19 protein-coding genes and 3 rRNA genes (1 of these 22 cut by a window edge) are annotated in these 22,982 nt (G+C 65.6%); 19 read left to right on the forward strand and 3 right to left on the reverse strand.

The features are described from left to right. The 7 genes from PSR88_RS22155 to ehuA all read left to right on the forward strand — a co-directional run. Positions 1-48, forward strand: a 16S ribosomal RNA gene (locus PSR88_RS22155); it begins 1,470 nt to the left of the window's first position. 330 nt (positions 49-378) lie between these two features. After that, positions 379-3,514 (forward strand): 23S ribosomal RNA (locus PSR88_RS22160). Between the two features lie 131 nt (positions 3,515-3,645). Beyond that, a 5S ribosomal RNA gene (gene rrf, locus PSR88_RS22165) occupies positions 3,646-3,762 on the forward strand. The 16S, 23S and 5S rRNA genes sit together here, the layout of an rRNA operon. A 226-nt stretch (positions 3,763-3,988) precedes the next feature. Then, on the forward strand, positions 3,989-4,873 hold the full coding sequence (ehuB, locus tag PSR88_RS22170) for an ectoine/hydroxyectoine ABC transporter substrate-binding protein EhuB (protein WP_011596789.1): 885 nt from the start codon (positions 3,989-3,991) through the stop codon (positions 4,871-4,873). A 22-nt stretch (positions 4,874-4,895) separates the two neighbouring features. Continuing rightward, positions 4,896-5,627, forward strand: coding sequence for an ectoine/hydroxyectoine ABC transporter permease subunit EhuC (gene ehuC, locus PSR88_RS22175; protein WP_009477432.1), 732 nt, complete (start codon positions 4,896-4,898; stop codon positions 5,625-5,627). Further along, positions 5,624-6,268 (forward strand): ectoine/hydroxyectoine ABC transporter permease subunit EhuD, encoded by a 645-nt coding sequence (gene ehuD, locus PSR88_RS22180; RefSeq protein WP_009477433.1) that lies wholly within the window; start codon positions 5,624-5,626, stop codon positions 6,266-6,268. The genes ehuC and ehuD overlap by 4 nt, the downstream gene beginning before the upstream one ends. A gap of 19 nt (positions 6,269-6,287) precedes the next feature. Further along, positions 6,288-7,049, forward strand: coding sequence for an ectoine/hydroxyectoine ABC transporter ATP-binding protein EhuA (gene ehuA, locus PSR88_RS22185; RefSeq protein WP_011596790.1), 762 nt, complete (start codon positions 6,288-6,290; stop codon positions 7,047-7,049). 7 nt (positions 7,050-7,056) lie between these two features. On the opposite strand, the gene PSR88_RS22190 is transcribed toward ehuA, so the two are convergent. Continuing rightward, complete coding sequence (locus PSR88_RS22190; protein WP_009477435.1) at positions 7,057-8,061, reverse strand: bile acid:sodium symporter family protein; 1,005 nt, start codon at positions 8,059-8,061, stop codon at positions 7,057-7,059. Between the two features lie 83 nt (positions 8,062-8,144). Here PSR88_RS22190 and PSR88_RS22195 point away from each other — a divergent pair, with 83 nt between their 5' ends. Continuing rightward, complete coding sequence (locus PSR88_RS22195) at positions 8,145-9,005, forward strand: LysR family transcriptional regulator (protein ID WP_011596792.1); 861 nt, start codon at positions 8,145-8,147, stop codon at positions 9,003-9,005. A gap of 39 nt (positions 9,006-9,044) precedes the next feature. Here PSR88_RS22195 and PSR88_RS22200 read toward each other — a convergent pair whose 3' ends face one another. Further along, entirely contained in the window at positions 9,045-10,619 is a 1,575-nt protein-coding gene (locus PSR88_RS22200; protein WP_016884185.1) for a hypothetical protein, read from the reverse strand. A 314-nt stretch (positions 10,620-10,933) separates the two neighbouring features. Here PSR88_RS22200 and PSR88_RS22205 point away from each other — a divergent pair, with 314 nt between their 5' ends. Continuing rightward, positions 10,934-12,316 (forward strand): MFS transporter, encoded by a 1,383-nt coding sequence (locus PSR88_RS22205; RefSeq protein ID WP_020476852.1) that lies wholly within the window; start codon positions 10,934-10,936, stop codon positions 12,314-12,316. 3 nt (positions 12,317-12,319) lie between these two features. Here the strand turns inward: PSR88_RS22205 and PSR88_RS22210 are convergent, their stop codons facing one another. Further along, positions 12,320-14,011 carry a PucR family transcriptional regulator gene (locus PSR88_RS22210; protein WP_009477439.1) on the reverse strand — a complete coding sequence of 564 codons (1,692 nt, stop codon included), beginning with the start codon at positions 14,009-14,011 and terminating at the stop codon, positions 12,320-12,322. A gap of 178 nt (positions 14,012-14,189) precedes the next feature. Between PSR88_RS22210 and PSR88_RS22215 the strand changes: the two genes are divergently transcribed. The 10 genes from PSR88_RS22215 to PSR88_RS22260 all read left to right on the forward strand — a co-directional run bounded on the left by PSR88_RS22215 (position 14,190) and on the right by PSR88_RS22260 (position 22,982). Further along, positions 14,190-14,636 carry a GlcG/HbpS family heme-binding protein gene (locus tag PSR88_RS22215; RefSeq protein WP_005262083.1) on the forward strand — a complete coding sequence of 149 codons (447 nt, stop codon included), beginning with the start codon at positions 14,190-14,192 and terminating at the stop codon, positions 14,634-14,636. A gap of 152 nt (positions 14,637-14,788) precedes the next feature. Beyond that, positions 14,789-15,508 carry a TenA family transcriptional regulator gene (locus PSR88_RS22220; RefSeq protein WP_009477440.1) on the forward strand — a complete coding sequence of 240 codons (720 nt, stop codon included), beginning with the start codon at positions 14,789-14,791 and terminating at the stop codon, positions 15,506-15,508. A 68-nt stretch (positions 15,509-15,576) separates the two neighbouring features. Further along, positions 15,577-15,933, forward strand: coding sequence for a Rieske (2Fe-2S) protein (locus PSR88_RS22225; RefSeq protein WP_009477441.1), 357 nt, complete (start codon positions 15,577-15,579; stop codon positions 15,931-15,933). A gap of 16 nt (positions 15,934-15,949) precedes the next feature. Continuing rightward, positions 15,950-17,188 (forward strand): NAD(P)/FAD-dependent oxidoreductase, encoded by a 1,239-nt coding sequence (locus PSR88_RS22230; RefSeq protein WP_016884183.1) that lies wholly within the window; start codon positions 15,950-15,952, stop codon positions 17,186-17,188. Continuing rightward, positions 17,185-18,627, forward strand: coding sequence for an aldehyde dehydrogenase family protein (locus PSR88_RS22235; RefSeq protein WP_016884182.1), 1,443 nt, complete (start codon positions 17,185-17,187; stop codon positions 18,625-18,627). Before PSR88_RS22230 ends, PSR88_RS22235 begins: the two co-directional genes overlap by 4 nt. 29 nt (positions 18,628-18,656) lie before the next feature. Beyond that, positions 18,657-19,019 (forward strand): Rieske (2Fe-2S) protein, encoded by a 363-nt coding sequence (locus tag PSR88_RS22240; RefSeq protein WP_005245019.1) that lies wholly within the window; start codon positions 18,657-18,659, stop codon positions 19,017-19,019. Next, on the forward strand, positions 19,016-20,608 hold the full coding sequence (locus tag PSR88_RS22245) for a gamma-glutamyltransferase family protein (protein ID WP_016884181.1): 1,593 nt from the start codon (positions 19,016-19,018) through the stop codon (positions 20,606-20,608). Before PSR88_RS22240 ends, PSR88_RS22245 begins: the two co-directional genes overlap by 4 nt. Then, entirely contained in the window at positions 20,601-21,041 is a 441-nt protein-coding gene (locus PSR88_RS22250; RefSeq protein ID WP_011596799.1) for a RidA family protein, read from the forward strand. Before PSR88_RS22245 ends, PSR88_RS22250 begins: the two co-directional genes overlap by 8 nt. Before the next feature lie 40 nt (positions 21,042-21,081). Then, positions 21,082-21,729, forward strand: a complete 648-nt coding sequence (locus PSR88_RS22255) for a GntR family transcriptional regulator (RefSeq protein ID WP_016884180.1) — start codon at positions 21,082-21,084, stop codon at positions 21,727-21,729. After that, positions 21,726-22,982 (forward strand): MFS transporter, encoded by a 1,257-nt coding sequence (locus PSR88_RS22260; RefSeq protein ID WP_016884179.1) that lies wholly within the window; start codon positions 21,726-21,728, stop codon positions 22,980-22,982. The genes PSR88_RS22255 and PSR88_RS22260 overlap by 4 nt, the downstream gene beginning before the upstream one ends.

The raw sequence follows: 22,982 nt of genomic DNA on the forward strand, positions 1-22,982 counted from the left end.
TCGTAACAAGGTAGCCGTACCGGAAGGTGCGGCTGGATCACCTCCTTTCTAAGGAGCACATCTCCAATGTTGTTGTCACACAGGTGTACAGCGGCTTGGCAGAGACCGTTTAGTCCTCATCAGTAGGGCTGCGGACGCTCATGGGTGGAACACTGACAAACATTCTTTTCACTACTGCCGGCCCGAGTGCCGGTGGGAGAAGAGTTATATCGATGCACTGTTGGGTCCTGAGGGAACACGCGAGTGTTTTTTCTAGGCAAGAACTTACAAGTGATCATGGTGGTCATACCGGCCGGGTTTTTCTGGTGTTCGGTGGCGACGAGGACATGGTTGGTTGTGTGTTGTTTGAGAACTGCACAGTGGACGCGAGCATCTTTGTTGTAAGTAATGAAGAGCGTACGGTGGATGCCTTGGCACCAGGAGCCGATGAAGGACGTAGGAGGCTGCGATAAGCCTCGGGGAGCTGTCAACCGAGCTGAGATCCGAGGATGTCCGAATGGGGAAACCCAGCACGAGTGATGTCGTGTTACCCGCACCTGAATATATAGGGTGTGTGGAGGGAACGTGGGGAAGTGAAACATCTCAGTACCCACAGGAAGAGAAAACAATAGTGATTCCGTGAGTAGTGGCGAGCGAAAGCGGAAGAGGCTAAACCATGGATGTGTGATAGCCGGCAGGTGTTGCATTCGTGGGGTTGTGGGGTTCATCTTGTCAATGCTGCCGTGTTGGCCGACAGTAAGAAATCATTGTGTTAGTGGAAGTGGTCTGGAACGGCCTGTCGTAGAGGGTGAGAGTCCCGTACACGAAAACATGATGACTGTCGTGATGGAAACCCAAGTAGCACCGGGCCCGTGAAATCTGGTGTGAATCTGTCGGGACCACCCGATAAGCCTGAATACTCCCTGGTGACCGATAGCGGACTAGTACCGTGAGGGAAAGGTGAAAAGTACCCCGGGAGGGGAGTGAAATAGTACCTGAAACCGTGCGCTTACAATCCGTCAAAGCCTTTGCACACTTCGGTGTGGGGGGTGATGGCGTGCCTTTTGAAGAATGAGCCTGCGAGTTAGTGGCATGTCGCGAGGTTAACCCGTGTGGGGTAGCCGTAGCGAAAGCGAGTCCGAATAGGGCGTCCGTAGTGGCATGTTCTAGACCCGAAGCGGAGTGATCTACCCATGGCCAGGTTGAAGCGACGGTAAGACGTCGTGGAGGACCGAACCCACTTAGGTTGAAAACTGAGGGGATGAGCTGTGGGTAGGGGTGAAAGGCCAATCAAACTCCGTGATAGCTGGTTCTCCCCGAAATGCATTTAGGTGCAGCGTCGCGTGTTTCTCACCGGAGGTAGAGCTACTGGATGGTCTAGGGGGCCCACAAGCTTACCGAAATCAGCCAAACTCCGAATGCCGGTGAGTGAGAGCGCGGCAGTGAGACTGCGGGCGATAAGGTTCGTAGTCGAGAGGGAAACAGCCCAGATCGCCAGCTAAGGTCCCTAAGCGTGTACTAAGTGGAAAAGGATGTGGGGTCGCGAAGACAACCAGGAGGTTGGCTTAGAAGCAGCCACCCTTGAAAGAGTGCGTAATAGCTCACTGGTCAAGTGATCCTGCGCCGACAATGTAGCGGGGCTCAAGTACACCACCGAAGCTGCGGCATTCACACAATGCACCCCCTTGATTCTGCGGAGTCTTGGGCAGTGGTGTGGATGGGTAGGGGAGCGTCGTGTGGCCATGGAAGCGGCGGGGTGACCCAGCCGTGGAGGCCACACGAGTGAGAATGCAGGCATGAGTAGCGAAAGACGAGTGAGAAACTCGTCCGCCGAATGACCAAGGGTTCCTGGGCCAGGTTAATCCGCCCAGGGTGAGTCGGGACCTAAGACGAGGCCGACAGGCGTAGCCGATGGACAACGGGTTGATATTCCCGTACCCGTGTGAACGCGCCCCTGGTGAATCAGTGATACTAACCATCCTGAAGCGTCCTTACGCCCCTTCGGGGGCCCTGGATGTGGATGCATGGGACCTGATCTGGTAGTAGCCAAGCGATGGGGTGACGCAGGAAGGTAGCTGAGCCAGTCAGTGGTAATACTGGTGTAAGCCTGTAGGGCGAATGGTAGGCAAATCCGCCGTTCATCAAGCCTGAGAGGTGACGCATAGCCGAATGAGGCGAATTCAGTGATCCTATGCTGCCGAGAAAAGCCTCTAGCGAGCTTTCACACGGCCCGTACCCCAAACCGACACAGGTGGTCAGGTAGAGAATACTAAGGCGATCGAGATAACTATGGTTAAGGAACTCGGCAAAATGCCCCCGTAACTTCGGGAGAAGGGGGGCCTCGTCCGGTGATCACTCTTGCAGTGTGAGCTGGGTGGGGCCGCAGAGACCAGTGAGAAGCGACTGTTTACTAAAAACACAGGTCCGTGCGAAGTCGTAAGACGATGTATACGGACTGACGCCTGCCCGGTGCTGGAAGGTTAAGAGGACCGGTTAGCCACTTCGGTGGCGAAGCTGAGAATTTAAGCCCCAGTAAACGGCGGTGGTAACTATAACCATCCTAAGGTAGCGAAATTCCTTGTCGGGTAAGTTCCGACCTGCACGAATGGCGTAACGACTTCTCAGCTGTCTCAACCATAGACTCGGCGAAATTGCATTACGAGTAAAGATGCTCGTTACGCGCGGCAGGACGAAAAGACCCCGGGACCTTCACTACAGCTTGGTATTGGTGTTCGGTTCGGTTTGTGTAGGATAGGTGGGAGACTGTGAAGCGCTCACGCCAGTGAGTGTGGAGTCGTTGTTGAAATACCACTCTGATCGTATTGGACCTCTAACCTCGGACCATGATCTGGTTCAGGGACAGTGCCTGGTGGGTAGTTTAACTGGGGCGGTTGCCTCCCAAAATGTAACGGAGGCGCCCAAAGGTTCCCTCAGCCTGGTTGGCAATCAGGTGTCGAGTGCAAGTGCACAAGGGAGCTTGACTGTGAGACTGACAGGTCGAGCAGGGACGAAAGTCGGGACTAGTGATCCGGCACCGGCAAGTGGAAGCGGTGTCGCTCAACGGATAAAAGGTACCCCGGGGATAACAGGCTGATCTTCCCCAAGAGTCCATATCGACGGGATGGTTTGGCACCTCGATGTCGGCTCGTCGCATCCTGGGGCTGGAGTAGGTCCCAAGGGTTGGGCTGTTCGCCCATTAAAGCGGCACGCGAGCTGGGTTTAGAACGTCGTGAGACAGTTCGGTCTCTATCCGCCGCGCGCGTTAGAAACTTGAGGAAGGCTGTCCCTAGTACGAGAGGACCGGGACGGACGAACCTCTGGTGTGCCAGTTGTTCCACCAGGAGCACCGCTGGTTAGCTACGTTCGGAAGGGATAACCGCTGAAAGCATCTAAGCGGGAAGCCTGTTCCAAGATGAGGTTTCTCACCCCCTCGAGGGGGTAAGGCCCCCGGCAGACCACCGGGTTGATAGGCCAGAACTGGAAGTCCGGTAACGGATGCAGGTGACTGGTACTAATAGGCCGAGGACTTACCACAAAGAAGCTACGCGTCCACTGTGCAGTATCTGAAACAACACACACGTTTCAGAACAGAAGAAAGAAGCACACCCCCACCACCAATGGTGATGTGTGTCTTCGCTGATGTTCCGTGTGACAGTTTCATAGAGTTACGGCGGCCATAGCGGAGGGGAAACGCCCGGTCCCATTCCGAACCCGGAAGCTAAGCCCTCCAGCGCCGATGGTACTGCACCCGACAGGGTGTGGGAGAGTAGGACACCGCCGAACATCCGTTACCGAAAGCCCCCCAACCTTGTTGGGGGGCTTTCGGCATTCCCGGGGACATTCGCCGACCGCTATTTGATAACGCTGCGGTAACGTCCCCCCGGTTCCCCTATGGCGGATCGTTCGCCTGCGTAACGTGGCCCGGGCAGATCCGTTGGGATCGTGCCGTGCGGTGCGCGTCCTCCCGGATCACCCGAGGTGACGAAGGGAATCTGTGGTGACGAGCACGATGTCGAAACAACGTCCGGCAGTCAGGGCGGCTGTCGCCTTCGCAGGCATGATGGTGGCCGCCGGCTCCCTGGCGGGGTGCACGAAGACCGACACGACCAGCGGCGGATCACTCCTCCAGCAGCTGCAGGACAGCGGAACGGTGACCGTCGGCTTCGCCGGCGAGGCCCCGTACAGCTTCGAGCAGGACGGCCAGCTGACCGGCGCCACCGTGGCCCTGCACCGCGAGATCTTCAAGAACCTGGGCATCGACAACGTCGAGGGCGTGAGTACCGACTTCGGAGCGCTCATTCCCGGACTGCAGGCCCGTCGCTTCGACGTCGTCAGCGCCGGCATGTCGATCCTGCCGCAGCGGTGCGAGCAGGCAGCGTTCAGTGAACCGGAGTTCAATTACACGACCGCGCTGATGGTGCCCAAGGGTAATCCCGCGAAGCTCACCGATATGCAGTCGGTGCAGCAGAGCGGGGTGCGGATGGCCGCGATGACCGGGGCGATCGAATCAGACTACGCGCAGCAACTCGGGATCGATGCGATGCAGGTGGCGTCGCCGCAGGACGGAATGGACGCCGTCGCCAACGGGCGCGCGGATGTCTTTGCGCTCACCGGAATCTCACTGAACTGGCTGGCGCAGAACAACCCGCAGGCCCCGGTGGAGGTGACGAACTCGTTCGTCGCCGAGATCGACGGGGTACCCCAGGTCGGTGCCGGGGGCACGGTCTTCCGCAAGGAAGACACCGAGTTGCGAGACGCCTACAACGCCGAGCTGGCCAAGATCACCTCCGACAAGGACAAGTACCTGTCCATCGTCGGACCGTTCGGATTCACCGCGGAGGAACTGCCCGATCCGAACCTGACCACCGCCAAACTCTGCGGCGGGGCCGGCTGATCGTCGTAGAGGTCTGCTGCCTGTGAAGGAGAACATCGATGCCTTCCTCGATGCGTGGCCGAGCATCCAGGAAGGCATCGTCGTCACGCTCCAACTGACTGCGGGAGGCGCCCTCCTCGCGTTCGTCCTCGCGCTCGCGCTCGGACTGGCTGCGCGTGCGCACAACATCGTGATCAGGGGATCGGCGCGCGCGTTCATCGAATTCTTCCGAGGTACTTCGCTGTTGGTGCAGCTGTTCTGGTTGTTCTACGTGGTTCCGTTGTTCGGCTACCTCCTCGACCCGGTGCTTTGCGGGATCCTCGCGCTCGGGCTGAACTACGGCGCCTACGGAGCCGAGGTGGTGCGGGGCGCGATCAACTCGGTACCGCAGTCGCAATGGGAGGCGGCGACAGCCCTGGACTTCAGTCACTGGCAGCGGTTGCGCCGGGTGGTCTTCCCGCAGGCCTGGGCGGAGATGATTCCTCCGTTGACCAATCTCCTGATCCAACTCCTCAAGGGCACGGCGCTCGCGAGCTATATCCTTCTGCAGGACTTGACCTTCGAGATCGACCAACTCCGGCAGACAACCGGAAACACGCTCTTCGCCTTCGGCGTCGGGCTCGTCATCTACTTCGTCATCGGCTACGTGCTGACACTGGTGATGAACGCGCTTGAGGTGCGGGCGAAGAATCGCCTCGGCACAGGTCCGTCCCTGCGTGAGATCTTCAGCCTCGCACCCTCCGATCCACGGGGACTGGAGGCGGCGAAGCAATGAGCGTCCAGTGGAGTTGGGATCGAGCGTTCGAGGCACTGCCCGTGCTGCTCGAGGGTTTCAAGATCACCCTCATCGCTACCGTTCTCGGGTTCCTGATCTCCGTCGTTCTCGGTCTCGTCATCGCATTGATCCGGCAGGCGGCGCCGCGGTGGGTGAGTGTCCCGGTCCGCGCCGTCAGCGAGTTCATCCGGCTGACCCCGCTCGTCGTGCAACTGCTGTTCGTGTACTACACGTTCACGGGACTGTCGCCGCTGCAGATCGGTGTCGTCGTACTCGGAATCCACTATTCGACATACATGGCCGAGGTGTACCGGGCGGGTATTGAAGCGGTGCCCGTCGGCCAGTGGGAGGCGGCGCGGGCGTTGTCCATCGCGCCCACCCGGACGTGGCGTGCGATCATCCTGCCGCAGGCCATCCGGCGCGTCGTCCCGGCGCTGGGCAACTACGCGGTGTCGATGTTCAAAGACACCCCGTTCCTGTTCGCCATCACGGTGGTGGAGATGGTGACGGCCGCGCAGCAGTTCGGCGCCCGGCATTTCCAGTACCTCGAACCGTTGACGCTGGCGGGTGTGATCTTCCTGGTCGCCAGCTACCCGACGTCCCTGCTCATACGGCGATTGGAGAGACGTCTTGCCCGATGACGCGAGCGCAGCAACCCCGATGATCCGATTCGACGATGTCGTGAAGCAGTTCGGCGACCACGTCGTGCTCGACCACCTGGACTTCCAGGTCGCGCGCGGTGACCGGGTGACCCTGATCGGTCCGAGTGGATCGGGGAAGACGACCATCCTGCGGCTACTGATGACCCTCGAGAAGGTGAACGAGGGCGTCATCTGGGTGGACGGGGTACCGCTGACGCACGAGGAGAAGGGAAGCAAACTCGTGCCGGCGTCGGAGAAGTACGTGCGCCGGATACGACGCCGGATCGGCATGGTCTTCCAGCAGTTCAACCTGTTCCCCAACATGAACGTGATCGAGAACATCACCGAAGCGCCGATCCACGTGCTCGGTCTGGACAAGGCCGCGGCCGTGACGAGGGCACGCGAGTTGCTCGAGACGGTCGGTCTGTCGGACAAGGAGACCGCGCACCCGACGCAACTGTCCGGTGGCCAGCAGCAGCGGGTCGCGATCGCGAGAGCACTCGCCATGGACCCCGACATTCTGCTGCTCGACGAGGTCACGTCGGCGCTGGATCCGGAGTTGGTGGCGGACGTCCTCGACGTGCTGAGGAACGTCGCGCGCACCACCGACATCACGATGCTGATCGTCACGCACGAGATGCAGTTCGCGCGGGACGTGTCGAACCGGGTGATGATGTTCGACGCCGGGCGGGTCGTGGAAGAAGGCGACCCGGCGACGATCTTCACCGCGCCGAAGAACGAGCGCACCAAGACCTTCCTGAAGGCCGTATTGGCCGAATGATTCCCGGCTAGCTCGAACTGGTCGCGAGTTCCGTCTCCTCGGTGGCGGCGCGTCGGGCCAGCCGGCCCGCCATCCACGCGCACACCAGCAACTGCAGTTGGTGGAACAGCATGAGCGGCAGGACGATCAGGCCGATCGGCTGGCTCGCGAACAGGACGGTGGCCATCGGAAGCCCGGTGGCGAGGCTCTTCTTCGACCCGCAGAACGTGATCGTGATCTGGTCGGCCCGGTCGAAGCCGAGTCGCTTCGACCCGAACCACGTGACGGACAGGACCACGCCGAGCAGCACCGCGCACACCGCGAGCAGAGCCAGGAGCCGGCCGACGGACAGTGTGCCCCAGATGCCCTCGTTCATTCCCTCACTGAATGCGACGTAGACGACCAGCAGGATCGATCCCCGGTCGACGAGCTTGAGCGGTGCGCCGTGCTTCTTCACCCAGGGACCGATCCACCGTCGCACCGCCTGGCCGGCGATGAACGGGAGCAGGAGCATGACGAGAATGCCGATCGCGGAGGACGCGTCGAATCCTGCCCCCTCGCTCGTCATCAGCAATGCCACGAGCAGTGGTGTCACGAAGATGCCGAGGATGTTGGAGAACGAGGCGCTGACGATGGCGCCGGGCACGTTGCCCCGGGCGATCGACACGAAGGCGATCGACGACTGGACGGTCGACGGCAGCAGGCAGACGTAGAGGAGGCCCAGGTACAGCGGTTGGGTCAGGATCGTCGGAACCAGCACGCGCGCAGCGATTCCGAGTAGCGGGAAGATCACGAACGTCGCCGCGAGGATGGTGACGTGCAGACGCCAGTGACGCAGGCCGTGCAGCGCCTCCTGCGTGGACAGTCGGGCGCCGTAGAGGAAGAACAGAATTCCGACGGCAACCTTCGTGGCCCACGTGAACGCGGTCAGGGCCGTGCCGTCCGCGGGGATCAGGCTGGCGATCCCGACGGTGATCAGGATGCCGAGAATGAACGGATCGAGTCTTCTGAGCAGCGGGATCTTCGTCAGCATGGTTCGACCGTAAGGAATGCGCGGATATTTCGAAAGACGATAGTCGCGTTTACTGTAATGCCGAACCGTGATAACAATGGGTGATGTTCGATCCCGTTCATCTGCGGAGCTTTCTCGCGGTCGCGCGCACCCGCAGTTTCACCGCCGCGGCCCGGCGACTGAACCTGCGGCAGTCGACGGTCAGCCAGCACGTGGGAAAGCTGGAACTGGCCGCCGGGCGCCGCCTGTTTCTGCGGGACACGCATTCGGTCGATTTGACCGCGGACGGCTCGGTGATGGTGGGTTTCGCGACGTCGATTCTCGAGCGGCACTCGGACGCCGAGCGCTACTTCACCCAGTCCGGTGTGCGGGGACGCGTCCGGTTCGGGGCGTCCGAAGATCTGGTTCTGCACGAGCTACCTCATATTCTGGGCGAGTTCCGCCGCAGCCATCCGCTCGTCGATCTCGAACTCACGGTGGCGTTGAGCGAAGTGTTGTTCCGGCAACTGCACGAAGGCCGGCTGGACCTGGTCTTCGGGAAGCGTCGCAGAGGAGACCGGCACGGCGAACTGGTGTGGTCCGACCGGTTGGCGTTCTTCGCGGCCCCCGACTTCGTTCCGGATACCGAGGGACCGGTGCCGCTGGTGACGTATCCGCCGCCGTCGATCACGAGGGAAGCGGCGCTCGACGTCCTGGAGAAATCCGGGCGCGGCGCGCGGGTGGCCTGTGTGACGGACAGTTTGAACGGGTTGCGGGCCGCGTGTCTCGCGGGGCTCGGCGTCGTGTTCCATGCGGAGACGCTGCCGCCCGCGGGACTGGCGCCGGTGCGGATGCGCTCGTGCGACGAGTGGGGGCCCGCCGTCGACGTCGAATTCGTGCTGGAGGCCCGCCGGAGTGTTCTCAGCGAACCGGAGCAGGCGCTGCGCGCCGCCATCCTCGAGAACGCGGATCGACTGCGCGCGTGACCTCGGCGGGGAAACCGCCCCGCCGAGGTCGTCGAACTGTCAGAAGATGAGCACCGACAGCGCGGTGGACAGCACCAGGCCGGACACCACGGGCACGAAACACTTCCTGGCGAGTTCGAGGACGGGCACACGGGCGAAGCCGGCCACCGCGATCAACGACGACCAGGCGACGAGCGTTCCACCGCCGGACCAGATGTTCCCCATCTGACCGATCGCCGCCAGGGTTGCGGGGTCCATCCCGACGGCAGGCCCGAGCGCGCCCGCGAGTGAACCGGTGAGCGGCAGCCCGGTGAATCCGGAGCCCTCGAGGCCCGCGATCATGCCGATGGCGAGAATGCCGAACGACGTGACGAACGCGTTCTGCGGCAGGTGGGACTGCGCGGCGTTGACCAGGTCGAAGAGCAGCGTCGGACCGGTCGCGTCCGCGGGAAGTCCGAGAATGGCGGCGGAGAAGTCACCGTTGCCGATGAAGAAGAATCCGGCGATCGGGATCACGATGCCCATGGCCTTGAATGCGAAGACCAGGCCGTCGATCAGGTGCTCGGACGTCGTCTCGAGGAAGCCCTTCTTGTCGTTGGTCGCGGCCGCGGCGAACAGGATGAGCGCGGCGATGCCGCCGACCATCGCCGCCGCGTCGCCGCCCTTGAGGTCGGGCACCAGGTCGGTGAACTTGCCGACCATGAGGTAGACGATGAACGCCAGATACGCCGTGGGCACGAGTACTGCGAAAGTCTTTGCGGCGCGGATGCTCTTGAACGTGTCGTCGATGACCTGCCGCGCGGAGGCCGTGACGGGTTCGGCGAGGACCGCCGTCGACGTCGGGGGAGTGGCACTCGTCGCCGCTGTGGCCGGTGTGCGATTGATCGCGGCGCCGCCGGTGGGGGTCGCATCGCCGTCGGGGGCGTCGCCGCCGGGCTTGCCGAAGTCGCTCTCCGCGCGTGACTCCCAGTCGGTGAGCAGTTCCGGCGCGGGGCGGCGCATGTGCCTGCGCTGCGTGAAGTAGGCGATGAGGAGTGCGGTGAGACCGACGATCAGGGACATCACCAGGGCGCGGTCCGCGACGACGTCCGGATCGACTCCTGCCGACTTCGCCGACAGGCCCGGCGCCACCTTGATGATGTAGTCGGACGACAGCGCCATGCCCTGTCCGCAGATCGCGATCGCCATGCCGACCGCCATCGGGGGAAGGCCGGCGCGGATGGCGACGGGGATGAGGACGGCTCCGATCAACGGAACCGCAGGGGTGGGCCAGAAGAACAGCGAGATCGTGTAGGTGACGACGGCCAGGACGATGAAGCTGCTGGTGCCGCCGCGCATGACGCGCCGGAACGGGGCGACCATCAACCGGTCGGCCCCCATCTGCCGGAGTGCGCCGAGCATCGCCGTCACCAGCGAGATGATGAGGAAGATGTTGAACAGCTCGCGGGCGGCGACGAGGCTCGCATTGAAAATCGACGCGAGGCCGGTGACGAGGCTGTCCGAGAACACGAAGGCGGTCAGGAACGTGCCGATGACGGCGGGGACGACGATGTTCTTCCGCATGAGCATCGTCCCGAGGATGACGATGATTCCTCCGAGATACACCCAATGTGCGGCGGTGAGACTTACATCCACGGTGCGCCCCTTCGAAATAGGTACAGACTAGTGGCACTAGTCACAGTGCAGTGATACTGCGCGGGGCGTTTTCCAGGGTCAACGTCCAGAGTGCACATCGATAACCAGCGTATTTGTGCATTGTGCCCGGCATTTTTCGCCGGGATTGCTTGTTGTCACGCGCAAGTAAAGGAATGCTCGGCAGAACCCGTTTCACGGAATCCTGTGTTCATAATCAGGCTTGCCTAACCAAATGTGGCGAGCGGGGTGCGGCAGGGGTTTCCGGCGAGAACGGGCATCGCCGGAACGCGAATTCTCGGATGAAAGTGGACTCTATGAACACGGCGGTCGGTCAGGCTCAGAGTGCAACCGCGGGTGACGAACTCGGACCCGGCACGTCGCCCGCGCTGGCGGCGCTGCTCGCCGGAACGTTCGTCGGCACGGTCAGCAACAACATCGTCAACGTTCCGTTGAACGCGATCCTCACCGACTTCGACGCCGGTCTCGGCAGCGGCATCTTCGTCGTCGTCGGATTTCTCCTCACCTTCGCGGCGACGATGCCGCTGGCCGGGTGGATCGGAGACCGGTTCGGGCGCAGGCGCGTGTACTGCGCGGCCCTACTGGGAACCGCGGTCTGTTCGCTCGGCGCGGCGCTCGCACCGTCCCTGCCCGTGCTCGTGATCTGGCGGTCGCTCGGCGGGATCGCCGCGGCCGCGTTCGCGCCCGCGGTCATGGGCCTGATCGCGTGGCTGTTCGGGCCCGCACGGCGGGCGCGCGCCGTCGGCGCCTGGGCTGCGGTGAACGGGATCGGGCAGGCCGTGGGCCCGTCCATGGGCGGAATCGTCAGCGACTGGTGGGGCTGGCGGTGGGCGTTCGTGCCATTGGTGCCGGTCGCCCTGATCGGGTTCGCCGCAACCCTCCGCTACATCCCGCGCTACCCCGGCAAGAAGATGCGACTCGACGTGATCGGAGCGTCCACCGTCACGCTCGGCGCCGTCCTGCTGATCCTCGGCCTCACGACCGTCTCGATGGAGCAGGTGCCCGCCTGGGTCAGCATCGCGACCATCGGCGGCGGAGTCGTCGTCACGGCCGGGTTCGTGCTCCACTGCCGGCGGGCGGCGAACCCGTTCGTGCCCATCGACCTGGTGATCGAATCGCGGTTCCTGCGCAGTGCGCTCGCTGCCTTCACCCAGATGTTCGCGCTGGGGGCCCTGCTGCTCGCGCTTCCGCTCTACCTGACGGGCTCGGGCAGTTCGACCACACAGGCGGGGCTGATGCTCTTCGTGCTACCGGTCGTCATGACATGCGTGGCACCCGTCGTCGGGCGTCTCGTCGACAGGATCGGGGCCCGGGTGGTGATGCGAACCGGGCTGGCCGTCTTGATCAGTAGTCAAGTGGCACTGGCGATCACGTTGTCCGCGGACGTCCGGAACCCGGTCGCCGTCGGCGCCGTGCTCCTCGTCGCCGGAGTGGGGATCGGCATGGTCCAGACACCCGCCGCGGCCGGTTCGACCCGATCGCCCGCCGGGGCCGTCGGAACCGGCCTGGGACTGTTCAACCTCATCCGCTTCGGCGGCTCGGCCGTGGGCGCCGCCTGGGTGGGCGTGGCCGCACACCTGTCGGCCGATCCGTACGGACTGCTGTTCGCAGTGGCGGCACTCGTCGTGCTCGCCGGATTGGCCGGGACGTTCGCCGGCGAGAACCCGGTGGCCGGCTGAGGACTAGCGGGTCACGATCTCGTGGTTGACGGTGTCCTGCACCTGGGAGAGCAGATCGAGACGGAGGGCCAGCCACAGCGTGAACTGGTTCTCGGGTTCCCGGATGTCCATGCCGATGAGCCGTGACGTGCGATCGAGCTTGGCGATCATCGTGTTCCGGTGGATCCGGAGGCGCCGCGCGGCGGCATTGATGTTGCCGCCCTCCTCGAGGTAGGCGAACAGCAACTCCTCGGTGTCGGCGTGCGAACTCGACGCCCGAAGGGGACCCAGGACGTCACGGATGAGCCGTCGGCTCTCGTCGGTGTCGGTGGCGCGGGCGAGCACACTGAACCCGCGCAGGTCGTTGTAGGCCACCGAACCGGACAGCCCGAGCCGCTGGGCGATGCCCAGGGTGATGCGGGCCTCGCGGTAGCTGTCCCCGATATCGCGGGCGCCCGCCGCGGGACGTCCGTGGGCCACCGGAATCCGCTGACCCAAACGGGTTTCGAGATCGAGCGACATGGCGTGCGCGTACTCGCTGATCTCGGATTCGACACCAGGCGTGTCGACGGAGCTCAACGATCGGATCACCACGAGCACGTCGCCGATGACGGTGACGTGCGACCGTACGCCCGGACGCGGCAGGACGCCGGCGGCGTAACGTGCCAGCCGGACCATGCTCGCGCCGGGCCGTCCCGACGCGCGGTCGACGAGACCGGGAGCGACGAACACGATGTAGTGCAGGTCCAGATCGATTTCGTGCAGCGCGGCCCGGGTGCGCAGGTCGTGGTCGTTGGCGAAGTTGCCGTGCACGAGGGCCTGGACGAAGTCGCCGCGTGCCCGCTCCTCGGCCTCGTCCACGCTCCGCTGCCGGAGCATCTCGGTGCCGATGATCGTCCCGGCCTGTTCGACGACCACCCGGTGCTGCGCGATATCGTGTCTGCGGGGGTTCGCCCCGGGCACGACGACCACGATCCAGCCCTCGTAGCGGCCGGCGAGTTGCATGGCCCCGGCGACTGCCGTCGTGGGCGCGAACAGTCCCTCCGGATGCTCCAGGCGGAACACGTGAACGTTGTGCATCCGTGCCGGTGGTGATTCCTCGAGGCGCGGCAGGGCGTCCGCGAGAGCCTCCAGCAGGGCGACGGTGCCCGCGTCCTCGACATCCGGAAGTCCCGCGTGCGCGAGGAGGCGTCCCCGGACGTCCAGGGCGACGGCGACGTCCGAGGTCAGCGTCGCGACCTCGCGGATCAGCATCGGCAGGCCCGCGCCGCGGTGCAGCAAGCCCGCGAGCGACTGGTGCACGGTGAGGGCGTAGCGCATCACGTGCGCTTCCTGGGTGAGAGCGCGCTCGGCGAGGAGCCGGTTGAGTGCGGTGAACCCGACGGGAAAACCCAGCTCCACGACCGTCAGCCCGGTCGGCCAGACCGTGCCCGCGGGCGCCGACCCGTCGACGAGAAGGACCCCGGCTCCCCGCGCCACCAGCGATTCGAGTTCACGTCCGTGCGCGGGCAGCGTTTCGGGCCGGGTGTACACAGCGACCTCGGCGAGGGAGTCGGGCCTGCTCATCACCTCGCCCCACGGCAGGCACCACGTCACCGGACCGCTCAGGGCGTCCGTACCGGACAGCAGCCGGGCCGACGCGAGCAAAGGCTCTTCCAGCAGGCCGCGTAACGACAGTCGCTCGTCCTCTGCGGCCGGTGTCGTGGTGTCGTCCACTGCGGACCCTCCTCGGGTGGTCGAAAAGTGCAGTATGGCGGAGCGCACACCTGCACTGCTTATGCACTATGCCCTGATTTCGCCGAGATTGCCGGATAGTTTGACCATGGTTCCTCCGGCGATGCCGGTGATAGAAATCGGTGCATCACTTCCTCCCGAATACGCAACGGAGAAGACAATGCATCAGGTTCACCGAATCACCCTCGACGACGCACTCCCACTGCTCGCCGCGGGACGCGCGAAAGCCGAGGAAATCGGCGTCAAGCAGACCCTGTGCGTCTGCGACGACGGCGGCAACGTACTGGCCCTGCACCGACTGCCGGGAGCGCGCCTCACCGGCGTCGACATCGCGATCGCCAAAGCGTTCACCGCTGCCGGCCACGAGCGGGCAACACACCTGTTCAACGAGGCTCCCGACGGCCCGGCGTTGCCCGGGAACGAGGCATTCGGCATCAGCCAGATGCTGCCGGGCAAGTTCGCGGTGTTCGTCGGCGGATTTCCCCTCGTCTTCGACGGCCAGATCGTCGGCGGCATAGGCATCAGCGGCGGAAACGGCAAGCAGGACAAAGCAGTCGGAGCTGCGATGCTGGCCGAGTTCGAAGCCCTCGCCGCAGTACCCAGCTGAATGCTCACGATGTGCCGACAACGTGCACATCGAAACCTTTCCAACGCAGTCACTTCGACCGTGGCCGGGCAGACCGCGAGTCGATAACGTCGAATTCACTCCAGTCGGAGCATCCCCAACCATTCTCATACTCGAGGAAGACGAGGCACATCATGACCGAACTTCTAGGCAGGGACGATTTCCGCGCAGCTCTGGAGAACGCCATCAAGGGCCGCGAGGCGAAGAATGCGTCGTTCAGCAAGGCGTGGGCCGAGGGCAAGCTCGAGAAGCACCATTTCGCGCGGTGGGCGGAGAACCACTACCACTACGTCGGCCCCTTCGCCGACTACCTCGCGAACATCTACTCGAACACCCCCGACACCTTCACCAACGCAAAGGATTTCACCCTCCAGAACATGTACGAGGAGGAACTGGCCGACATCCGGCACACCGACCTCCTCATCAAGTTCGCCGAGGCGTGCGGCACCACGAAGGAACGCGTCGAGGACCCGTCGAACATGAACGCGATCACCCGCGGTCTGCAGTCCTGGTGCTACGCGGTGTCGCAGCGTGAGCACTTCGTCGTGGCCACAGCCGCGCTCGTCGTCGGACTCGAGTCTCAGGTACCGAGTATCTACAAGAAGCAGATCGTCCCGCTGCGTGAGGTATACGGGTTCACCGAGGACGAGATCGAATTCTTCGACCTGCACATCACGTCGGACGTCGTGCACGGTGAGCGTGGATACCAGATCGTGCTCGACCACGCCGATACCCCGCAGCTGCAGCAGCGTTGCCTGCAACTCGTGCAGTGGGGAGCCGAGATGCGCTTCTCGTACACGAAGGGGCTCTACGACACGTACGTGGCAACCGACCTCGAGCTCGCGACCGCCTGACCGTGCGCAGGGAGGGGCCCGCATCGGGCCCCTCCCGACGCAGGCATCTCGCCCGACAGGAGAGAACGATGGAGACGAACTGGACCCGGCTGGTCACCGTCCGTGAGCTCGGCCGCCGCCGGAAACTTCGCGTCGAGGTCGGGGACACCGCGGTCGCCCTGTTCCAGGCGGACGACCGGATCTACGCCTTTCGTGATCTGTGCATCCATCAGGATCGGTCACTGGCGAAAGGCACCCTGCTGCACGGGCGGGTCATCTGCCCAGGTCACCAATGGGCGTTCGACCTCGACACCGGCTACGAGGAAGACCAGGACCTGTGCCAGCCGACCTACGCGGTGAAGGTCGAGGACGACATCGTCTACGTGGATCTCACCCGCAGCCCCGATTACGCCGAGACCGCGACTTCGCCGGCCGAAGTCGACTGAGAGAGCGAGTGACCCCATGACGTTGAACACCATCGTCACCATCGGCGCCGGCCAGACCGCTGCCGTCGCGGCGCGCACCCTGCGGCGCCGAGGATTCGACGGCAGGATCCTCCTCGTCGGCGACGAGTCGCACGCGCCGTATCAGCGGCCACCGCTGTCCAAGGAATTCCTTGCCGGGCAGGAGGATCGCGAATCGTTGATGCTGCTTCCCGACGCGTGGCGCGACAAGCAGAACGTCGAACTCCTCACAGACACGACGGTGACCCGGATCGACGCGAGCAGCGGATCGGTCCAACTGTCCGACGGGCGAAGCATCGCGGCCGACGCGGTACTCGTCGCGACCGGCGGCAGACCGCGCACGATGCCGGTGAACGGTCCTGCGCCCGAACGGGTGCACTACCTGAGGACGATCGACGACGCCGAACGGCTCGCCGCCCACCTTCGTCCAGGCGTCGGTCTGGTGCTGATCGGCGGAGGCTTCGTCGGACTCGAAATTGCCGCCACCGCAACAGCCCTGGGAGCCGAGGTGACCGTCCTCGAAGCCGACCAGGTGCCACTCGCCCGAATCCTCGGGCCCGAGATGGGCGAGGTCTGCACTCGATTGCAACGGGAAAACGGAGTCACCGTCCGCGGCGGCGTCCGGGTCGACACCGTGACGACCAGGCCGGACGGCGTGCTCATCGCGCTCGACGGCGGAGAGGTGATTTCGGCCGACGTCGTGGTGGTGGGCATCGGGATCGTTCCCAACGTCGAAGTCGCGCAGGCCTCCGGCCTGGCCGTCGACGGCGGAATCCTCGTGGACGCGCAGGGGCGGACCTCGATTCCACACGTCTACGCCGCCGGCGACGTGGCAGCGCGCTTCTCCGACGCGGCAGGCAGGCACGTTCGCGTCGAACACTTCGACAACGCGAGCAAGCAGGGGGCGGCGACCGCGAACCTCATGCTCGGACGGGTCGGAGTGGTGGACCCCGCGCACTGGTTCTGGTCCGATCAGTTCGGCAAGAACATCCAGTTCACCGGCACCGCCCGCTACACCGACCTGGTGTTCCGGGGCAGCGCCGACGGCGGCGAGTTCACCGCCTTCTATCTGGACAGCGGTGTCGTGCGCGGCGCCTTCACGCTCGACCGCGGCGACGAGATCAGCGCGGCCAGAGAACTGATCGGCCGGTCGATCGCGCCTGCCCGGTTGGCGGACGAGGACGTCGACCTGTTCGACCTGATGGACGATGACGAGGAATTGGTGACGGTGTCATGATCGAGGGACTCAATCTCATTGACGGGCAGTGGGCCCCGTCGTCTTCCGGAGCGACGTTCGAGCGGCGTAACCCCGCCGATCACGACGACGTGATCGGCGTGTTCCCGGATTCCACCGAGGCCGACGTGGATGCCGCCGTCAGCGCGGTGGCCAAGGCGGCGCCGCAGTGGGCCGCGACGCCCCCGGAACGCCGCGCGGCAATCCTGGAAGCCGCGGCCGGGCACCTCGAGGCACGGACAGGCGACCTCGTCGAAGAACTCGTCCGCGAGGAGGGCAAGACCCGGGCCGAGGCGACCATGGAAGTCGGTCGGACTCCGATGAACCTGCGCTTCTACGCGGGCGAGGCGCTCCGCACCACCGGCAGCACGTATCCCACCCCGGGGGAGGGACTCGTCATCACCCTGCGTGAACCTGTCGGAATCGTCGGGGCGATCACCCCCTGGAATTTCCCGCTCAACATTCCGTCGCGCAAACTCGGGCCGGCGCTGGCCGCCGGAAACGTCGTGGTGTTCAAACCGTCCGAACTCACCCCGCTGATGGGGCAGCGGCTGGTCGAGGCGCTGCTGGCCGGGGGACTTCCGGCCGGAGCCCTCGCCCTGGTCCAGGGTTCCGGTCGCGCCGGCGGCGCGGTCGCGGCGGACGAGCGCGTCGATGCCGTGACGTTCACCGGCTCCACCCAGGTGGGCCGTGCGATCCACGCGGCGGTGGGTCCGTCTCGCCGCAGTCAGCTCGAGATGGGCGGCAAGAACCCCGTCGTGGTCCTGGGCGACGCCGACGTGGACAAGGCGGCCGCACTGATCGTCAAGGGCGCCTTCGGATTGTCCGGGCAGGCGTGCACGGGCACCAGCCGGGTGATCGCGGTGGACGCGATCCACGACCGGTTGCTGGACCGCGTGGTCGAACTCGCCGAAGGGATCACCGTCGGCCCGGGCGCCGACCCGGGTGTGGGCATGGGGGCTCTCGCGAGCAAGGCGCAGCTCGCCAAGTTCCTCGAGTACGTCCAGATCGGCCGCGACGAAGGAGCCGAACTAGTCTGCGGCGGAGCAAGTCTCGACAGGGGGAACGGCTATTTCGCCGTCCCGACCGTGTTCGCCGGTGGCAGCCCCGACATGCGGGTGGTCACGGACGAAGTGTTCGGACCACTGCTGGTCTTCCTGCGGGCGTCCGGCTTCGACGAGGCCGTCGCGCTCGCGAACGACACCGAATTCGGGCTCAGTGCGGGAATCGTCACCAACGACGTGACGAAGGCTCTCGCATTCGCGGGCCGTTCCGAATCGGGTCTGGTGAAGATCAACCAGCCCACCACCGGCATGAGCATGAACGCGCCGTTCGGCGGATACAAGGCCTCGAGCACGCAGACCCACAAGGAACAGGCCGGCGACTCGATGATGCAGTTCTACCAAGCTGAAAAGACCGTCTACCTCAGCCCTTCGGCCTGAGAACTACCTGTCGACAGAGGGAGAAGACCATGGAATTCACTCGCGTTGCGCGCTCCGGACAGGTTTCCGAAGGCATCGTGCGCCGCTTCTTCGCCGGCGAACACGAGTTCGCCGTGGCCCGCCTCAACGGGAAGGCCTACGCCACATCCAACTACTGCACACACCTGGACTGCCTGCTCTCGTCCGGGAAACTCGTCGACGACGGCATCGGATGCTCCTGCCATGGAAGCGTATTCGATCTCGAGACCGGGGAACCCGTGTGCCCGCCGGCGACGGTGGCCATCAAGACCTACCCGGTCGAGGAACGTGACGGCGAGATCTTCGTCGGCATCGACCCCGACGACACCAGTTCCATCCCGCGCCGGCGGGCCGCGCGGGGGTGCATGAAGTGAACCCTCGACCGTCCACTCTCTCCGCCGACGGCATGGTCTCGTCCAGTCATCCCGCGGCGAGCACGGTAGGTGCCCGCGTTCTGGCCGACGGAGGCAACGCCATCGACGCGACTCTGGCCATGGCCGCGATGACCTGGGTGACGTTGCCGGGGCAATGCGGGATCGGCGGCGACGCGTTCGCCGTCGTCCGCGAACCGGACGGATCGGTGTGGACGGTCGGGGGCAGCGGCTTCGGGCCGGACGGCGGTGACGTGGACTTCTATACCGAACGCGGGCTGCGGTCGATTCCCCTCGACGGGGCGCTGGCGGTGGCGGTTCCCGGGGCGCCGGCCGCCCTCGGCGCGTTGCACGCGGGTGGCGCCACCCGCTCGCTGACGGACCTCTGGGCACCGGCGGTGCGCGCGGCGGAGAAGGGGCTTCCCTGCTCGGCCAAGACCCGCGACGACGTGCGAGAAGCGCAGACCGCGATCGCCGCCGACCCCGGACTGCGTGCGGTGTACCTCCCGGACGGCCGATTGCCGCAGGTCGGGGAGCGGCTGCCGCAGCGCGACCTGGCCCTGACCATCGAGGCACTGGCGCGCGACGTGCACGGTTTCTACACCGGTTCCTTCGCTCAGCAGGCGGTCGAGGCGCTCCGCGCCGGTGGGGCGCCGTTCGGCGGGGACGAGTGGGCGGCAGGCGCCGACGTGCGACCGGAGTCGGCGATCAGCGGGCACTACGCCGGCGCGGTCGTTCACCAGACGCCCCTGCCCACCCCCGGATGGATGGTGCTCCAGCAGGCGGCGCTGAACGACGGCGTCATCGGCTTCTCGCCGTGGCTCACCGCTCCGGCAGTCGATCGCATGGCGCGAGCGGCCCGTCTGGCCTTCGAGGATCGGTTCGCGACCTGCGGCGCCGGCAACGACGGGTGGAGGGCCGTGCTCGAGCCGGCCGCGATCGGGGCGGCGAGAGACCGGCTGGACGGCCGTCGGGCGTCGTCGGGCGCCTTCAGCGTGAGCGCCGGTGACACCACCTCGACCGTCGCGGTGGATTCCGACGGCCGCGCGGTCAGTTTCATCCACTCGCTCGCCTTCACGTTCGGGGCCAAGACGACCGTCCCCGGCACCGGAGTGGTGCTGAACAACCGATTCGGCCGCGGAGCCTATCTGATCCCGGGACATCCCAACGCCGCGGCGCCGCGGCGTAAACCGCTCCACACCCTGAACGCGTGGGTGATCACCGATACGTCCGGGAATCTCCTGCACGTCGGGAACACCCCGGGCGGGGACGGGCAGGTGCAGTGGAACATGCAACTGATCTCGCACCTCCTCGATCACGGACTCGACCCGGCGGAGGCCGTCGCGGCACCCCGCTTCACCGTCTTCCCCGGCAGCGATGCCGATGTGGTCGGCCGCCCGGCGGAACTGCGGTGCGAGTCCCGCATTCCGGAGGAGGTGCGCACGGAGTTGGAGCGCCTGGGGCACGACGTCGCACTGCAGGGTCCGTGGGCCGCCGGTGGAAGCGCGCAGATCATCTCCCTCGACGCGGCGCGCGGCCTGCTGTCCGGCGCCGCCGACCCCCGCCAGGAAGGGATAGCACTCGGTGTCTGAGCAGGAATCCGTCGCCGCCGCCCCACGACCCCAGGGCCGCTACATTCCCGCGGTCGTGCACGACGGGATCGCGTACAGCGCCGGGATGACGCCACGCCGCGACGGTGTGCTCACGGTTACCGGCGTCGTCGGACGGGACCTGGACATCCCGCGGGCCCGGGAGGCGGCCGGGGTGGCGGCGAGGAACGCGGTCGCTGCGATAGCCGCGGCCGTCGGCGGCACGGCGGCCATCTCCCGGTGCCTGCGCATGAGCGTCTTCGTCGCGTGTGCCCCGGAATTTCGCGAACTGTCCGCGGTGGCCGACGGCGCGTCGGACGTGCTGGTCGAATGCCTGGGACTCGACGCGCTGCCGGTGCGCAGCGCGATCGGCGTGTACGCCCTGCCGTCCGGCGCCCCCGTGGAGATAGAGCTCACAGTGGCTGTCCGTGCATAGACCTGCACCCGGCTCCGGAGTATAAATACATCTTGTGTCTATGTTGTATTCCGCCGCGGAGCAGGCCTATCGCGAGGTCAAGGAGCTCATCCTGTCGGGCGGTCTGCCCGGCGGTGAGCTGATCAGCGAGGGCGAGATCGCCGGACGCATGGGGCTCAGCCGCACCCCGGTGCGCGAAGCCTTCCTCCGGCTCGAGTCCGAGGGCTGGATGCGGCTGTACCCGAAGCGGGGCGCGCTCGTCGTGCCCGTCGCCGACGGCGAGGCAGAGCACGTGGTCGACGCCCGGCAACTCGTCGAGACGCACGGCGTGCGGGTGCTGGCCGACCAGCCACACGCCCGCGAACTCCTCGTCGCCCGCCTGCGCGAAAACCTCGTGGAGCAGCGGGAGATCGCCGAGCGAGGCGACGTCGCCGCCTTCAGCGCCGCGGACGCCGACTTCCATCGGATGATCGTCGAAGCGGGCGAGAATCCGCTGCTCGCGACGTTCTACTCCAGCATCCGCGAGCGTCAGCGCCGCATGACCGCACACTCGATCACCCGTGACCCGGGACAGCTGCCCCGGATCATCGCCGACCACGAGCAGTTGACGGAACTCGTCGAGGCGGGTGACGCCGCCGGGTTCGACGCCGCGGTGCTCGTCCACATGCGCCGGGTCCACGCCCTCAACCCGAGAGGAGTTGCGCGATGACCGTCGTCCGCGAATCCCCGATCGAGGTGCCGGAGACGCTCGCGTCGCCGCGCGCCTGGCTGCTGGTGGCCGCGACCATGTTCGCGGTGGCGTGGGGCGGCAACGAATTCACGCCGCTCCTCGGCATGTACCGCGCCGATCACGGTTTCTCGCCGGTCACGGTCGATCTGTTCCTGTTCGCCTACGTCGTCGGGATCGTGCCCGCCCTCCTCCTCGGGGGACCACTGTCCGACCGGCTGGGCAGACGGCCGATCCTGCTCCCGGCACCGTTCCTGACGGTCGCCGGCTCCGCGCTCCTGGCCCTCGGCGCCGACTCCGCCGCCATGCTCATCGTCGGCCGCGTCCTGTGCGGTGTCGCGCTCGGCCTCGGCATGGCCGTCGGCGGCAGCTGGGTGAAGGAACTGTCGACCGCGCCGTGGGATCCCGCGGCCACGGACGGTGCCGGTGCGCGTCGGGCAGCGATGAGCCTGACCGGCGGATTCGGCCTCGGTGCGGGCGTCGCCGGCGTCCTCGCGCAGTGGGCGCCGCTGCCGAGTGTCCTGTCGTACGTCGTGCACAGCGCGATCGCCCTCGCCGCTGCCGTCGCACTGTGGCGGGCCCCCGAGACCCGCGCGGCCCAGCCGGTCTCCGAACGAGTCTCGCTCGCCCGCGACCTCGCGATCCCCTCCGCCGCACACAAGCGATTCCTGTTCGTGATCGCGCCGCTCGCACCCTGGGTGTTCGGCACGGCGGCCGCCGCCTACGCGGTGCTGCCGTCGCTGATGTCCGGGCACACCGGTGGGCTGCCGCTCGCGTTCTCGGCGCTCATGTGCATGGTCGGCCTCGGGGCGGGATTCGCGATCCAGGCGCTCGGCCGCAAGATCGACACCCCCCGCAACGCGCGTGCCGTCGTGGTGTCGCTGGTCGTCGTCCTCGTCGGAATGGGCGTTGCCGCCGTCGCCGCGTCGGCGCTGACCGTTCCGCTCGCGCTCGCCGCCGCCGTCGTGCTCGGCTGCGGATACGGCATGGCCATGGTGTCGGGACTGCAGGAGATTCAGCGGATCGCGGGCCCGGACGACCTGGCCGGACTGACCGCTGTCTTCTACTCGCTCACGTACCTGGGATTCGGGACGCCGGCCGTGATGGCCTATCTGTCCGAGACGTTCCCGGCGGTGACGTACCCGAGAATGTTCCTCTTCGGCGCGATCGCGGCCGCCGGCTGTCTCGCGCTCGCACTCACCAAGTGGCGCGCGCACCTGCCCAACCCGGAGTGA

It is taken from the genome of Rhodococcus sp. DK176 (genome assembly GCF_038447315.2).
Lineage (GTDB): Bacteria > Actinomycetota > Actinomycetes > Mycobacteriales > Mycobacteriaceae > Rhodococcus_F > Rhodococcus_F jostii_A.